14 protein-coding genes are annotated in these 13,522 nt (G+C 68.1%); 11 read left to right on the top strand and 3 right to left on the bottom strand.

What is annotated here, in order from left to right:
- Nucleotides 1–29 precede the first annotated feature (29 nt).
- Nucleotides 30–953: a LysR substrate-binding domain-containing protein gene (locus AAHM41_RS03870; RefSeq protein ID WP_342235196.1), complete on the bottom strand. Its 924-nt coding sequence runs from the start codon at nucleotides 951–953 to the stop codon at nucleotides 30–32.
- A 237-nt stretch (nucleotides 954–1,190) separates the two neighbouring features.
- Between AAHM41_RS03870 and AAHM41_RS03875 the strand changes: the two genes are divergently transcribed.
- From AAHM41_RS03875 to AAHM41_RS03885, 3 genes are read left to right on the top strand one after another with little or no spacing between them, the layout of a single operon-like run.
- A complete protein-coding gene (locus tag AAHM41_RS03875) occupies nucleotides 1,191–1,949 on the top strand; it encodes a transporter substrate-binding domain-containing protein (RefSeq protein ID WP_342235272.1) in 759 nt (252 codons plus the stop codon).
- A gap of 15 nt (nucleotides 1,950–1,964) precedes the next feature.
- Nucleotides 1,965–2,648, top strand: a complete 684-nt coding sequence (locus AAHM41_RS03880) for an amino acid ABC transporter permease (RefSeq protein ID WP_342235197.1) — start codon at nucleotides 1,965–1,967, stop codon at nucleotides 2,646–2,648.
- Nucleotides 2,645–3,373, top strand: coding sequence for an MBL fold metallo-hydrolase (locus AAHM41_RS03885; protein WP_342235198.1), 729 nt, complete (start codon nucleotides 2,645–2,647; stop codon nucleotides 3,371–3,373). The genes AAHM41_RS03880 and AAHM41_RS03885 overlap by 4 nt, the downstream gene beginning before the upstream one ends.
- A gap of 465 nt (nucleotides 3,374–3,838) precedes the next feature.
- Here the strand turns inward: AAHM41_RS03885 and AAHM41_RS03890 are convergent, their stop codons facing one another.
- Nucleotides 3,839–4,918 carry an alcohol dehydrogenase catalytic domain-containing protein gene (locus AAHM41_RS03890; protein ID WP_342235199.1) on the bottom strand — a complete coding sequence of 360 codons (1,080 nt, stop codon included), beginning with the start codon at nucleotides 4,916–4,918 and terminating at the stop codon, nucleotides 3,839–3,841.
- Between the two features lie 94 nt (nucleotides 4,919–5,012).
- On the opposite strand from AAHM41_RS03890, the gene AAHM41_RS03895 reads away from it, so the two are divergent.
- Complete coding sequence (locus AAHM41_RS03895; protein ID WP_342235200.1) at nucleotides 5,013–5,312, top strand: putative quinol monooxygenase; 300 nt, start codon at nucleotides 5,013–5,015, stop codon at nucleotides 5,310–5,312.
- A gap of 3 nt (nucleotides 5,313–5,315) precedes the next feature.
- Here the strand turns inward: AAHM41_RS03895 and AAHM41_RS03900 are convergent, their stop codons facing one another.
- Nucleotides 5,316–5,753: a MarR family winged helix-turn-helix transcriptional regulator gene (locus AAHM41_RS03900; RefSeq protein ID WP_342235201.1), complete on the bottom strand. Its 438-nt coding sequence runs from the start codon at nucleotides 5,751–5,753 to the stop codon at nucleotides 5,316–5,318.
- Nucleotides 5,754–6,043: 290 nt separating this feature from the next.
- On the opposite strand from AAHM41_RS03900, the gene AAHM41_RS03905 reads away from it, so the two are divergent.
- From AAHM41_RS03905 to AAHM41_RS03935, 7 genes are all read left to right on the top strand, one after another.
- Complete coding sequence (locus tag AAHM41_RS03905; RefSeq protein WP_342235202.1) at nucleotides 6,044–6,991, top strand: substrate-binding domain-containing protein; 948 nt, start codon at nucleotides 6,044–6,046, stop codon at nucleotides 6,989–6,991.
- Between the two features lie 84 nt (nucleotides 6,992–7,075).
- A complete protein-coding gene (locus AAHM41_RS03910) occupies nucleotides 7,076–8,317 on the top strand; it encodes an urea ABC transporter substrate-binding protein (protein ID WP_342235203.1) in 1,242 nt (413 codons plus the stop codon).
- Between the two features lie 14 nt (nucleotides 8,318–8,331).
- Nucleotides 8,332–9,198, top strand: a complete 867-nt coding sequence (locus AAHM41_RS03915) for a branched-chain amino acid ABC transporter permease (RefSeq protein WP_342235204.1) — start codon at nucleotides 8,332–8,334, stop codon at nucleotides 9,196–9,198.
- Complete coding sequence (locus AAHM41_RS03920) at nucleotides 9,195–10,244, top strand: ABC transporter permease subunit (RefSeq protein WP_342235205.1); 1,050 nt, start codon at nucleotides 9,195–9,197, stop codon at nucleotides 10,242–10,244. The genes AAHM41_RS03915 and AAHM41_RS03920 overlap by 4 nt, the downstream gene beginning before the upstream one ends.
- Nucleotides 10,244–10,972, top strand: a complete 729-nt coding sequence (locus AAHM41_RS03925; RefSeq protein WP_342235206.1) for an ATP-binding cassette domain-containing protein — start codon at nucleotides 10,244–10,246, stop codon at nucleotides 10,970–10,972. The genes AAHM41_RS03920 and AAHM41_RS03925 overlap by 1 nt, the downstream gene beginning before the upstream one ends.
- The gene (locus AAHM41_RS03930) at nucleotides 10,972–11,670 is read left to right on the top strand and encodes an ABC transporter ATP-binding protein (protein ID WP_342235273.1); all 699 of its coding nucleotides are present in this window, start codon (nucleotides 10,972–10,974) and stop codon (nucleotides 11,668–11,670) included. The genes AAHM41_RS03925 and AAHM41_RS03930 overlap by 1 nt, the downstream gene beginning before the upstream one ends.
- A 57-nt stretch (nucleotides 11,671–11,727) precedes the next feature.
- Nucleotides 11,728–13,242, top strand: coding sequence for an amidase (locus AAHM41_RS03935; RefSeq protein ID WP_342235207.1), 1,515 nt, complete (start codon nucleotides 11,728–11,730; stop codon nucleotides 13,240–13,242).
- The last annotated feature ends 280 nt before the right edge of the window (nucleotides 13,243–13,522 follow it).

Here is a 13,522-nt window from a genome sequence, read left to right on the forward strand (position 1 = left end):
CTAGCCCCAATCGCTGTCAGCCGCCACCCTTAACCTGACAGAGCCCCGTTTGGTGCCGCAGCCTGGACCTTGGCGCCCGAACGCCTCTGGGTTTCCTCGGCTCTGGCAATGAGCCAGTCGACGAATGCGCCGATCTCCGGATTGCCGAGATTCTCCTCGCTGCAGACGCAGTGATAGTTCTTGGCTGCCGGGACGCTGAGCGAAAGCGGCTGCACCAGCCGTCCCTCGTCGAGATCGCGGGACGAGATCACGTCGTCGATCAGCGCGACGCCCTGGCCGTCGCGAGCCGCCTGGAGGACCAGGCCGAAATCGTCGAAATACACATCGGCGGCGCCGGGATACGGGACCCGCGCCAGGGCCAGCCAGCGCCGCCATTCGCTGCCGTCGTCCTCATGCAGCAGACGATGGCCGGAAAGGTCGGACGGATGGCGGATGCCCTTCGGCCCGCGCAGCAGCACGGGGCTGCAGACCGGCGTCAGCTGCACCCCGTGCAGGAGCCGCCACCAGAAGCCGGGCCAGGGAGGGTTGCCGTAAATCACGGCCACGTCGATCCGCCGCCAGTCGACCTGTTCGAACTCGATCACCGTCGCAACCCGCAGGCGGATGTGTCGGTGGTCGGCCAGGAATCCGAAGACATGGGCAATGAACCAGGTGGCGCCGAGCACGGGCGGCATGCCGACGGTCAGAAGGGTTTCAGGCCGCTCGGCCGAAACCCGCCGCGTGAGGTCGTCGACACCGGACACGATCTCCGCCAGGGCCCGCGCCACCGACCGCTGCAGGGCCAGGCCTTCGTCGGTCAGGACCAGCCGCCGTCCGACACGGCGGAACAAGGCCAGATTCAGCGTGGACTGCAAAGATCGCAGTTGCTGGCTGATCGCCCCCGGCGTCACGTGCAGCTCCGCGGCTGCGGCGCCGACGTGACCCAGCCGGGCGACACTCTCGAAGACGCGCAAGGCATGCAGGGGCGGTAAGGGCATAAGCCAGATCGTTTAGTTTGGTTGGGAGATTTTGAAGAAGATCATTTAGCTTGTCAAAATTCTGCACCCCCCTGATGGTTTGTCGCAGCGAGCCCGCAGACGGCTTGCTTCGGCACAATCAACCGACGGGGAGACCAAACAATGGGCACGCTTCCATCGCGACTTTCATCGACGATCATCTTCGGATTTTCGGCACTCTGCTCCACGGTCGCCATGGCGGGCGGCACTGTTCCATCCTTCATCCAGAACGGAACGCTCAAGGTCTGTACGGCCGGCGATTTCCCTCCGATGGAATACTATGAGCATCCCGGCGACACCCAGATGGTCGGGGTCGAGATCGATGTCGTGTCGGCGCTCGCTCGGATCTGGAACGCCAAACCGGACTATGTGATCGCGCCGTTCACGGGCCTCCTGTCTTCACTCGAGGCGCGGCGCTGCGACCTGGTCGCCAGCGGCATCTCGGTCACCCCCGAGCGGCTGAAGACCTATGACGCGCTGCCCTATTTCAACACCGCGGTGGTCGTCCTGACGTCAGCCTCCGACACCGCGACGGCCCGGCCGGAAGACCTGTCGGGCAAAGTCATCGCGATCGAGGCCGGCACCACCTACGAGGCACGGGCGGAGGATCTCAACAGCACGCTCCGGGCCAGCGCACGGCCCGAGGTGACGGTGCAGACCTACCCTTCGGCCGCGGCCGTGATCCAGCAGATCCTGGTGGGCCGTGCCGCCGCGACCTTCACGCAGGACACGACCGCCATCTTCCGCCGCAACCAGGTGCCCGACGCGCTGCGCATCGCCTATACCTATCCGGACCACAACACCTACGGCCTCTATATCCGCCGAAACGGCGACGACCTGCAGTCGCTGCGGCAGGCCTTCGTAACGCTCGAGCAGAGCGGCGAGCTGGCGGCGATCGCGGCCAAGTGGGGCATCGCCGAGAAAGCCCTGGCTGCCGTGCCCGGCCCGCAATAGGCGCTGCCGGTCCCGATGTTCGATCCAGCTTTGTTTCTGTCGGCCCTGTTCGGGTGGCCGCTGGCGCAAGGGGCGCTGATCACCCTCGCGCTGTCGATTGCCGTCCAGGTGGTGTCGTTTCTGCTGGGCATGGGCGCCGCCTCCCTGGCGGCGTCCCGACGCCCCGTGCCCCGCTGGGGCATGACCGTCTATGTCTGGCTGTTCCGCGCCTCCCCCGCGCTGCTGGTGCTGCTGTTCGTCTGGAACGGCCTGCCGCAGATGATCCCGCAGCTTCAAGCCGGCTGGTTCTCGCCCTTCCTGGCGGCCTTCCTGGCGCTGACCCTGATCCAGGTCGCCTATTTGACGGAGATCCTGCGCAGCGCCTATGCCGCGATCCCGATCGGCCAGCGCGAGGCCGCGGCGGCGCTCGGCCTGCACCGATGGCAGATCTTCCTCCTGGTGATCCTGCCGCAAGCGATGCGCATTGCCCTGCCGGCCCTCGTCAACGAGTTCATCTCGCTGCTCAAGACCACCTCCCTCGCCACCGTCATCTCGCTGAAGGAGTTGATGACCGTGACCTCCTTCGCCATTGCGACCAGCTTCCGCTTCCTGGAGTGGTACGGCGCCGCCCTGGTGTACTACCTGCTCATGGTCTCGGTGCTGACCGTGGTCCAGATCCGGATCGAGCGCCGGCTGTCCGCCGGATATATCCGGCGATGATCGGACCGCTTCGTTCCGCCTGGTTCGAAGAACAGGTGGCGGCGCCCGGCATCCGGCGGCTGTGGGAGCCGCATGTCCACCCCTTCTTCCGGGCCAATATCTGGCACGTCATCGGCCGCGACGCCGACCTCGTCGTCGATGCCGGCATGGGATTGCGGCCTCTGCGCCCGATCCTCAACCCGGCCGGCGGGACGCCGGTGCTGGCCGTTGCTACCCACATCCATGTCGACCATGTCGGGTCGCTGCACGAATTCGAGCACCGGATCGGGCATCGGGCGGAGGCGGAGGGCTTCGCCTGGATGGATGACCGCGACACGCTCGCCCCGCTGTTCCGCAGCCAGGCGGATGCGGTCGCCCGGCCACCGTCCGAGGCCTGGAATCCGGCCGGATACCGGGTGCCGCCGGCGCCGCTGACCCGGATCGTGGAGGAAGGCGACACGATCGATCTCGGCGACCGGCGCCTGAACGTGCTCCATCTGCCCGGTCATTCCCCGGGCTCGATCGGGCTGCTCGACGAGCGGGACGGGCTGCTGTTCAGCGGCGACGCGCTTTATGCCGGCCGGCTGGTCGACGATCTGCCCGGTTCCGACCGCGCGGCCTATCGCCGAACGATGACCCGGCTGCTCGAGCTGGACGTTCGCACGGTCCATGGCGGCCATGGCGACAGCCTGGATCGCGACGGCATGCGGGCCATTGCCTGCGGCTATCTCGATCGCGTTCCATGAGGCTGTCGAGCCGGACCTGCGTTCCTCGGACCCGAAGCGCTGACAGGGAGGACAGGATGGACACACGGAAGCTCGAGCCCAGATGTTGTTCGAGCTGCTGTGCCTGGCGGTCAAGACAAGGTCAGGCACTGGTCGCCGTTGAGTGCGGCCATGACTCGCCCTCACGTACTGGACCCTTGGCGGGGCGGACGTTCCGCCGCCAAGGCAATCCAGCCGACCCAGTCTGACCTTCCGGCGACGGGGTGCGGTACAGCGCGCAACGGGGGCTACTCGCGTGCGGGCCTCGGCGCTTGGAGCTGGTTTACCGCCCTTCGAAAGCTCCGCAGAGCGCAGAAAGCCCCGCCATTTTGGGGCGGGGCTCTGGATCAGACCTTGATGTCGAGGGAGTTATAACAAAGGTGGTTGCGGGGACAGGATTGTAGTGGACTGCAGCAATCTACGACCACCCGCGCCCGAGCACTCTCTTCACCCACTTGCCTGTTTCGAGTCCATCTGCCGCGTTGCGCCTTCCACCCAGCTGAGGTCGAGCACCAGCCGGCCAGCGACCTGTCCCCGTCGCAGCCGCGCCAGCGCCTCATTCACCTGCTCGATCGGCACCGTCTCGACCGTCGCCGCGACCAGGCCGCGGGCCGCGAAATCCACCGCCTCCTGCAGATCCTGCCGGGTGCCGACATTGGAGCCGCGGATCGACTTCTCCCAGTTGGAGATGGCGGCGATCGACAGCCGGATCGCATCCCGCGCACCGCCCGGGAGGCCGATGAAGACAGCGGTGCCGCCGGGCCGGATCAGGGTCAGGCTCTGCTCGAAGGCGGCCGGCGCCGGGGCGGTGACGATCGCGGCCGCGCCGCCGCCGCCGGTCAGGGCCATGACCGCCGCGGCCGCGCCGGGCCCGGCCTCGACCACGGCCTCGGCGCCGAGCCGCCGGGCGAGGTCGAGCTTGGCCGGATCGACGTCGAGCGCGATCGGGCGGAAGCCCATGGCGCGGGCATATTGCACGGCGACATGCCCGAGGCCGCCGGCGCCGACGATGACGACGAAGTCACCGGCCCGCGCCTCGCTGCGCCGGAGGCCGCGATAGGTGGTGACCCCGGCGCACAGGATCGGGGCGATGCGGATCAGGTCGACGCCGTCGGGGATCAGGCCGACGAAATCCGCCCGCGCCACCATGTATTCGGCATAGCCGCCGTCGCAGCTGAAGCCGGTCGCGCCGCCTTCCGGGCAGATCGTCTCCATCCCCGCCCGGCACCAGGCGCAGCGACCGCAGGCGCCGGCCATCCAGGGCACGCCGACGGCGGCGCCGAGCGCCGGTCGGTCGACGCCCGGGCCGTGCGCCACAACGTGGCCCGTCACCTCATGGCCTGGGATCAGCGGCATCTTCGGCGGCTCGCCCCAGTCGCCGTCGACCGCGTGAAGATCCGAATGGCAGACGCCGCAGGCGACGACCCGGATCAGGATCTCGCCCGGTCCCGGCTCCGGCACCGGTGCGGTCCCGATCTCCAGCGGCTCTCCCACCCGGCGCAGCAGCGCCCGACGCATCAACGGCATTCCGGTTTCCCTCTCAGCGACTCTATTGGTTGAATATTCAATAATCTAAAAATACGGTACAACGAATAAATCCAGCCATGGGAGCCCGGACAGGATGATCACGATCACGGCGATCTTGCGCGCGAAACCGGGAGCGGAGGCCGAGCTGCAGGCGGCGCTCCTCACCGTCGCGGCGCATGTCCGGGCCGCGGAGCCCGGCACGGTCGACTTCTTCGTCTCCCGCGACGCCGAGACGCCGGCGGTCTTCACCACCTATGAGCGGTTCCGCGACCGTACCGCCATGGACACGCATAACGGCTCCGCCGCCGTCGCCGCCTTCTTCGCCGCGGCGGCGCCGATCCTGGACGGGTCGGTCACCCTGCACATCTGCGACGAGGTCAGCACGAAGCGCTGAGCCCTACTCCGCAATCAGGCCGCGCAGAATCTCGGTCAGGCGCGCCAGGTCGGCGGGGGACAAGCGGTCGAGGACGCGCTTCTGCTGCTCGGTCGCGTAGCCGCCGATCTTCTCCCACAGCGCCTGGCCGCGCCTGGTCGCATAGATCAGGACGCGGCGCCGGTCGTTCGGGTCGGGGGCGCGGATCACCAGCGACTGCGCCACCATGCGGTCGATGATCTTGGTCAGGGTCGGCGGCTCGACGAAGACCTGCTCCGCCAGCTCGGTCATCGGCCGGCCCTGCCCGTCGGCGAGCAGGCCGAGGACCCGGGACTGCTCGATCGGCACTCCCTGGGGCCGCAGCTTCTCCCTGAGCTCTTCCTCGAATTGACGGTTCACGCCGGCGATGAGGTAGGCCAGTTGATCTTCCAGGCGCTCCGGCGGCATGGCGGTCTCGACCATCGAAATTTCATTAGATGAGTTCGGAAGTAAATACGCGGGACAGGCGCGGCTTTCAAGGCGGCAGACCCCTCGTCCCGCCGGTGGCGCTGCCCAGAACATGGGCATGCAGGATCGGCCCGCCGATTTTTGCGGCATGCCGGCCGCGGCCGGGGCGGCGGGCGCCCGCCCGGTCCATGAGGCCGGGCTGGCATAGTCATTGCATTGCATTGTCGGCAAACTCGAAGCCGCGCTCGACGGGCCGAGCGGCCAGAGCGCTCCGTCGGCGTGCCCCAGCCTCGGAAGGACGTGGCATGAAGATCGGGTTGCTGCTGCCGCGGGACGGGCCGGCCGGCCTGTGGTCCCCCTCGACCGAAGCCAGCGCACTGCTGGCGGTCGCCGAGATCAACGCCCGCGGCGGCATCCGCGGCCGTCCGATCAACCTGGTCCTCGGCGATGCCGGCGGCACGGTGGCGGAGGCGGCAGAGGCGGCCGACGACCTGATCGTGCTTGACGAGGTCGACCTGCTGGTCGGCATGCATCCCAGCGACATGCGCGAGGCGGTGACCGCGGCGGTGCGCGGCCGCCGCCCCTATCTCTACACCCCGCAATATGAGGGCGGCCGGATCGAGGCCGGCGTGACCGCGACCGGCGTCACCGCGGCCGAGTTGCTGCGGCCAGGACTGCACTGGCTGTCGGAGCAGCGGGACGCCCGGCGCTTCTTCATCGTCGGCAACGACTATGTCTGGCCGCAGGTGTCGAGCGCAGTCGCCCGGGCGCTGATCCGCGACGGCGGCGGCGTGCTGGTCGGGCAGAGCTTCCTGCCCTACGGCACGCGGGACTACGACCCGGTCTTCGCGGCGATCCGGAGGACCCGGGCGGATGTGGTGATCCTGCTGCTGCTGGGCCAGGAGGCGATCGCCTTCAACCGCGAATTCGCCGAGGCCGGGCTCGACCAGCGCCATCTCCGCTTCGCGCTGGCGACCGACGAGACCGTGCTCTACGGCATCGGCGCCGAGGCTTCGGCCGGCCTCTACATCACCGCGACCTATCTGGCGACGCTGCGCTCGGCCGGCAATGACGGCTTCCTCGAGCGCTACCACGCCAGCTTCGGAGCCCAGGCGCCGACCCCGAACGCCTTCTGCCAGTCCTGCTACGACGCGCTGCACGCCCTGGCGGGAAAGCCCCGGCCGGCGCCGCGCCGGGCCGTGCATCTGGCCGAGGCCGACGGGCTCGACTTCCGCGTGATCGCCAGCTTCTGAGTCGATCGATAAACCTATTGCAATAGCAATAATTGCCGTTTCATATATCACCAATTCAAAAATGAGCGGTAGGAGAGGCGGCACATGCGGATCTCGCGGCGCGACGTTCTGAAAACCACGGCCCTGTCGGCGGCCGGCCTTCTGGCCAGCCCGGCCATCCTGCGGCACGGCGCCCTCGGCGCCGACGACCCGATCCTGGTCGGCAGCCTGCACGACCAGTCCGGTCCGATCGCGGCCACCGGCGTGCCGATGGTCGCCAGCCTGCAGCTCGCGATCGAGGAGGCGAACGCCGCCGGCGGCCTGTTGGGCCGGCCGCTGAAGCTGGTGCATTACGACACCCAGTCGACGATCCAGATGTACAGCCAGTACGCCCAGCAGCTCGCGCTCAAGGACAAGGTCGCGATCGTGCATGGCGGCATCACCTCGGCCTCGCGTGAGGCGATCCGGCCGATCTTCGACCGGTTCAAGGTGCTGTACTTCTACAACACGCTGTACGAGGGCGGCGTCTGCGACCGCAACATCTTCTGCACCGGCACCACCCCGGCCCAGACGGTGGAGAAACTGGTCCCCTCGGCGATGAAGAGCTGGGGCAAGAAGGCCTACATCATCGCCGCCGACTACAATTACGGCCAGATCACCGCCAAGTGGATGACCAAATACGTCCAGGACAATGGCGGCGAGGTCCTGTCGACCGACTTCTTCCCGCTGGACGTGACCAATTTCGGCCCGACGATCAGCAAGATCCAGGCGACCAAGCCGGACATCATCCTGTCGGCCCTGGTCGGCGGCAACCACACCGCCTTCTACCGGCAATGGGCGTCGGCCGGGATGAAGAAGGAGATCCCGATCGCCTCGACCACCTTCGGCCTGGTCAACGAGCAGACCACGCTGGACGCGCAGGAGAGCGACGGCGTCCTCGCCGCCTACGGCTATTTCGAGGAGCTGACGACCCCGGCCAGCGCCACCTACGTCAAGAAGCTGAAGGACAAGTTCGGCGCCGACATCCCCTACATCTCCGAGATCGCCGCCGCGACCTATGAGGGCTTCTACCTGTGGCTCGAAGGGGTGAAGAAGGCCGGCTCGCTCGACCGCATGAAGGTGATCGAGGCGCTGGAGAGCGGCATCAGCTTCGACGGGCCGACCGGCAAGGTCGTGCTCGATCACGCCACCCATCACGCCACGCGCAACGCTTATCTCGGCAGCGTCAAGGACCGGCACTTCTCGGTGGTCGAGACCTTTGAGCAGCAGCCGCCCGCCGATACCGCGGCAGTCTGCAACCTGATCGACAAGCCGACCGACAACCAGCAATACGTGATCAAGGTCTGAGCGGGGCCGGGCCGATGGATCTCGCCGCCATACTCGCGCTCGACGTCCTGAACGGCGTCGCGTCCCTGATCCTGCTGTGCACCGGCCTGGCCATCATCTTCGGCATGATGCGCATCATCAACCTCGCCCATGGCGAGTTCCTGATGCTCGGCGCCTACGCCACCGTGGTCTCGACCAATGCCGGGGTGAACATCTGGGTGGCGATGCTGGTGGTGGCGCCGCTGTTCGTCGGCGCGGTCAGCCTGGTGGTGGAGCGCTGCCTGATCCGCTTCCTCTACGGAAGGCTAGTCGACACCATGCTCGCCACCTGGGGCCTCAGCCTGTTCATCGTCGGGCTGGTGACGACGATCTACGGCAACACCATCCAGGGCGTGCCGACGCCGCTCGGCGGCTTCTCGATCGGTGCCTACCGGTCCAGCCTCTACACCCTGTTTCTGGTGGCGATGGCGGTGCTGCTGCTGGCCGCGGTCTGGGCGGTGCTGCGCTACACCCGCCTCGGCCTGATCGCCCGGGCGACGATGCAGAACCCGAACATGGCGGCCGCCCTCGGCGTCAGCCCGAACCGGGTCTACATGGCCACCTTCGCCGTCGGCGCCGCCATCACCGGCCTGGCCGGCGGCCTGCTGGCGCCGGTCTCCGGCGTGGTGCCGACAATGGGGGCGGCCTATGTCGCCAAGGCCTTCATCACCGTGGTCGGCGGCGGCTCGGCGATCCTGGCCGGCACCGCCTCGGCCGCCGGGCTGTTCGGCTTCATCAACCAGATGGCGGCCTATCTGACCACGCCGGTCTTCGGCGAGGTGACGCTGTTCGTCTCGGCCATCATCCTGATCCGGGTGCTGCCCCAGGGCATCTCCGGCCGCTTCTTCGGGCGCAGCCTATGACCGGAACCCATCTCGCCAAGCTCGCTCAGGCGGCGGCGCTGGCCGCGGCGGTCGCCGCCGTCGTCGTCATGCCGCAGCAGGTCGAGATCTTCGACCTGATGCAGTACACGCTGTTCGCGGCGATGGGCATCCTGGCCCTCAGCCTCGGCTTCATCTGGGGCTTCGGCGGGATCCTGTCCTTCGGCCAGACCGCCTTTTTCGGCCTCGGCGCCTATGCCTATGCCGTCGCCGCGATCAATTTCGGCGACAGCACCGGCGCCGTGGCGCTGGCGGTGCTGGTGCCGGCCGGGTTCGCCCTGGTGCTCGGCTACTTCATGTTCTACGGCCGGATCAGCGACGTCTATCTCGGCGTGATCACGCTGACGGTGACGTTGATCCTGTTCAACCTGGTGAACTCCACCGCCGGCGACGAGTACCGCATCGGCGCCGCGGCGCTGGGCGGCTTCAATGGCATGCCGTCGATCCCCGGCCTGAACGCGCCGGGCAATCCGGACTACCTGCTCGACCCGGAGGAGCTGTGGTTCGTCACCGGCGGCGCCCTGATCCTGGTCTACGTCCTGCTCCGGCTGCTGCTGGCCAGCCGCTTCGGCCGGGTGGCGGTGGCGATCCGCGAGAACGAGACCCGGGCCGCCCTGCTCGGCTACGATCCGCGGCTGACCAAGCTCGGCGTGTTCGTGATCGGCGGCGGCATTGCCGGCCTGGCAGGCTGCCTCTATGCCAATTGGGGTGCCTTCGTCAGCCCGACGATCTTCAGCCTCGCCTTGTCGGCGGAGATCATCATCTGGGTCACGGTCGGCGGCCTCGGCACCCTGATCGGCCCGGTGATCGGCTGCGTCCTGATCCAGTACCTGGTGGCGCAGATCGGCACGCAGCAGGCATTCAACGCCAACCTGGTGCTGGGCGTCATCCTGATCGCCTTCGTGCTGCTGCTGCGCCGCGGGCTGGTGCCGACGGTACAGGATCTCGGCGGCCGGCTCGCCGCCCTGGTCCGCCGGCGCGCCGCCCGGACGGCCGACAGCCTCGGCGCGCTGAAGGAGGCCGAGTGATGGCGGCGCCGGTCCCCCTGCTCGAGACCAGGGCCCTGACCATGCGCTTCGGCGGAGTGACCGCAGTCAGCGAGGTCGACTTCACTCTGCGCGAGGCCGAGCTGCGCTGCCTGATCGGGCCGAACGGCGCGGGCAAGAGCACCTTCTTCAAGATGCTGACCGGCCAGCTGGCGCCCAGCGCCGGCACCATCCGCTTCCGCGGCCGGCCGGTCGCCGGCGCCAGCCCGCACGAGATCGCCCGGCTCGGCGTCGGCATCAAGACCCAGGTGCCGAACGTGTTCAACGGGCTGTCGGTGCGCGAGAACATCTGGCTCGGCGCCCGGCGCGCCCACACGCCGCTGCGCACGGCGGCGGTGGTGGACGAGGTGCTAGAGAAGATCCGCCTGACCGCGCAGTCCGGAACGCTGGTCGGCCAGCTGTCGCACGGCCAGCGCCAATGGGTCGAGATCGGCACCGTGATCGCGGCCGACCCGGAGCTGATCCTGCTGGACGAGCCGGCGGCCGGCATGACCCATGACGAGGTGCTGCGCACCGCCGAGCTGATCCGCGAGATCAACCAGTCCCGCGCGCTGGTGGTGGTCGAGCACGACATGCAGTTCATCCGCATGATCGCGCGGACGGTCACGGTGTTCCACCAGGGCCGGGTGCTGCTGGAGGACACGGTCGACGCGGTGCTGCGCGACGGCCGGGTGCGCGACGTCTATCTCGGCAAGAAGGTCGCGGCGTGATGCTGAGGGTTCAGGGCCTGCATGGCGGCTACGGCCGCATCCCGATCCTGGCGGGGGTCAGCCTCGCGGTCGAGGCCGGGGAATCGGTCGGCATCCTCGGCCACAACGGCATGGGCAAGACCACGCTGATGCGCACCCTGATGGGCTACCTGCCCGCCACGGCCGGGACGGTCAGCTTCGAGGACCGCGACATCACCAAGGCGCCGACCGCCGACCGGGCCCGGGCCGGACTTGGCTTCGTACCGCAAGGTCGCGAGATCTTCCCGAACCTGTCGGTGATGGAGAATCTGCGCATGGGCATGGCCGCCGCGCGCGAGGACCGCACCGTCATCGACGAGGTGCTGGCCGAGTTCCCGCGGCTGCAGCGACTGCTCGACCGGCGCGGCGGCGCCCTGTCCGGCGGCGAGCAGCAGCTGCTGGCCCTGGCGCGCTGCCTGTGCATGCGGCCGAAGCTGCTGCTGCTCGACGAGCCGACCGAGGGCATCCAGCCCTCGATCATCGAGGAGATCGTGGAGACGCTGGAGGGCTTGCGCGCCCGCCGCGGCCTGACCCTGATCCTGGTCGAGCAGAACCTGGATTTCATCGCCGCGCTGTCGCAGCGGATCCTGACCATCCAGAAGGGCCGGATCACCGGCAGCCTGGCGCCAGAGCAGTTCCGCGACCCCGAGCTGGTCGCCGAGTTCGTCGGCATGGCGTAGCCGCCCGGCCGCCGTCACCGCACCATCGTTCGCCCACACCCGACAAGGGAGCACAGCATGGCCGTCACCCGTCCGTCCGTTCCGCAGCTGGTCGACATCGCGGCCGGCCTGGGCATGCATCTGACCACCGACCAGGCGACGGAGTATCTCGCCCTGATGGGCAGCAGCTTCGCCGCCTACGACGTGGTCGACGCGCTGCCGGACGAGGTGCCGGCGGTGACCTATCCCCGCACGCCAGGCTATCGGCCCGGGCCCGCCGAGAATCCGCTCAACGCCTGGTACTGGAAGAGCGAGGTGAAGGGTGCGCCGACCGGCAAGCTCGCCGGCAAGACGGTGGCGCTGAAGGACAATGTCTGCCTCGCCGGCGTGCCGATGATGAACGGCGCCTCGACCCTCGAAGGCTATGTGCCGAACATCGACGCCACCATCGTCACCCGCATGCTCGACGCCGGCGCCACCATCCTGGGCAAGGCGGTGTGCGAATACTTCTGCCTGTCCGGCGGCAGCCACACCTCCGAGCCCGCGCCGGTGCACAACCCGCATCGCCGCGGCTATTCGGCCGGCGGCTCCTCCTCCGGCAGCGGTGCGCTGGTCGCGGCCGGCGAGGTCGACATGGCGATCGGCGGCGACCAGGGCGGGTCGATCCGCATGCCCGCTTCCTTCTGCGGCATCTACGGCATGAAGCCGACCCACGGCCTGGTGCCTTACACCGGCGTGATGCCGATCGAGTCCACCATCGATCACACCGGCCCGATGACGGCGACGGTGGCGGACAACGCCCTGCTGCTGGAGGTGCTGGCCGGCCCCGACGGGCTCGATCCGCGGCAATACGCCCCCAAGGTCACCTCCTACACCGGCGAGCTCGACCGCGGCGTGAAGGGGATGAAGATCGCCGTCGTCACCGAAGGCTTCGCCAGCGCTAATCTGGAAGCGGATGTGAAGGAGAAGGTGTTGGCCGGGGCGGAGCGGTTCCGCGCGCTTGGCGCCGAGATCGCCGAGATTTCGATCCCCGAGCATCTCGTCGCCGCCTCGGTCTGGGCGCCGATCGCGCTGGAAGGCCTGCAGTGGCAGATGATGCTGGGCAACGGCATGGGGATGAACTGGAAGGGCCTCTACAATGTCGGCCTGATCGACGCCCATGCGGCGTGGCGGGAGCGCGCCGACGACCTGTCCGAGAGCCTCAAGATCTCGATGCTTACCGCCCAGTACTTCATCAGCCATTACCGCGGCCGCTACTACGCCAAGGCGCAGAACCAGGCGCGCCGGATCAAGGCCGTATACGACGCCGCCTTCGCCGATTGCGATCTGCTGCTGATGCCGACCCTGCCGATCAAGGCGACGCCGCTGCCGGAGCCGGGCGCCTCGATCACCGAGATCGTCACCCGGGCCTTCGAGATGATCGGCAACACCTCGCAGTTCGATGTCACCGGCCACCCGGCGATGTCCCTGCCCTGCGGCCTCGGCGGCGGCTTGCCGATCGGGCTGATGCTGGTCGGCAGGGACTATGCCGAAGCCACGATCTACCAGGCCGCCGCGGCCTTTGAGGCCAGCGGCGACTGGAAGACCTTCTGAGCCGGATCGTCAGACACCGGCGATGGACGAATGTTTCACGTCCGACGTCGTAGTGCTCGAACGACTCGCTCAGGATCGGCTGCGCCTGATTGGCGACTGAACAAGAGCCCCGTCGGAGTGCCGGCGGGGCTTCGTGTCAGATCTCGATGTGGATGGAGTCATAACGAAGGTGGCTGCGGGGACCCGCAGACAACTACGCCAAAACGTGCCTGAATACCGTCATCCAGCAACGACATCTTGGGTGCGCTTCATTCGAGCAACGTCGCCTCGGATCTTTGGA

This window comes from Inquilinus sp. OTU3971 (assembly GCF_038440215.1).

Excerpts from the sequence above, each read along its gene's own strand:
- AAHM41_RS03875 (WP_342235272.1), top strand. The coding sequence starts at position 1,191 with ATGGCGGGCGGCACTGTTCCATCCTTCATCCAGAACGGAACGCTCAAG.
- AAHM41_RS03880 (WP_342235197.1), top strand. The coding sequence starts at position 1,965 with ATGTTCGATCCAGCTTTGTTTCTGTCGGCCCTGTTCGGGTGGCCGCTG.
- AAHM41_RS03885 (WP_342235198.1), top strand. The coding sequence starts at position 2,645 with ATGATCGGACCGCTTCGTTCCGCCTGGTTCGAAGAACAGGTGGCGGCG.
- AAHM41_RS03890 (WP_342235199.1), bottom strand. The coding sequence starts at position 4,918 with ATGCCGTTGATGCGTCGGGCGCTGCTGCGCCGGGTGGGAGAGCCGCTG.
- AAHM41_RS03895 (WP_342235200.1), top strand. The coding sequence starts at position 5,013 with ATGATCACGATCACGGCGATCTTGCGCGCGAAACCGGGAGCGGAGGCC.
- AAHM41_RS03900 (WP_342235201.1), bottom strand. The coding sequence starts at position 5,753 with ATGGTCGAGACCGCCATGCCGCCGGAGCGCCTGGAAGATCAACTGGCC.
- AAHM41_RS03905 (WP_342235202.1), top strand. The coding sequence starts at position 6,044 with ATGAAGATCGGGTTGCTGCTGCCGCGGGACGGGCCGGCCGGCCTGTGG.
- AAHM41_RS03910 (WP_342235203.1), top strand. The coding sequence starts at position 7,076 with ATGCGGATCTCGCGGCGCGACGTTCTGAAAACCACGGCCCTGTCGGCG.
- AAHM41_RS03915 (WP_342235204.1), top strand. The coding sequence starts at position 8,332 with ATGGATCTCGCCGCCATACTCGCGCTCGACGTCCTGAACGGCGTCGCG.
- AAHM41_RS03920 (WP_342235205.1), top strand. The coding sequence starts at position 9,195 with ATGACCGGAACCCATCTCGCCAAGCTCGCTCAGGCGGCGGCGCTGGCC.
- AAHM41_RS03925 (WP_342235206.1), top strand. The coding sequence starts at position 10,244 with ATGGCGGCGCCGGTCCCCCTGCTCGAGACCAGGGCCCTGACCATGCGC.
- AAHM41_RS03930 (WP_342235273.1), top strand. The coding sequence starts at position 10,972 with ATGCTGAGGGTTCAGGGCCTGCATGGCGGCTACGGCCGCATCCCGATC.
- AAHM41_RS03935 (WP_342235207.1), top strand. The coding sequence starts at position 11,728 with ATGGCCGTCACCCGTCCGTCCGTTCCGCAGCTGGTCGACATCGCGGCC.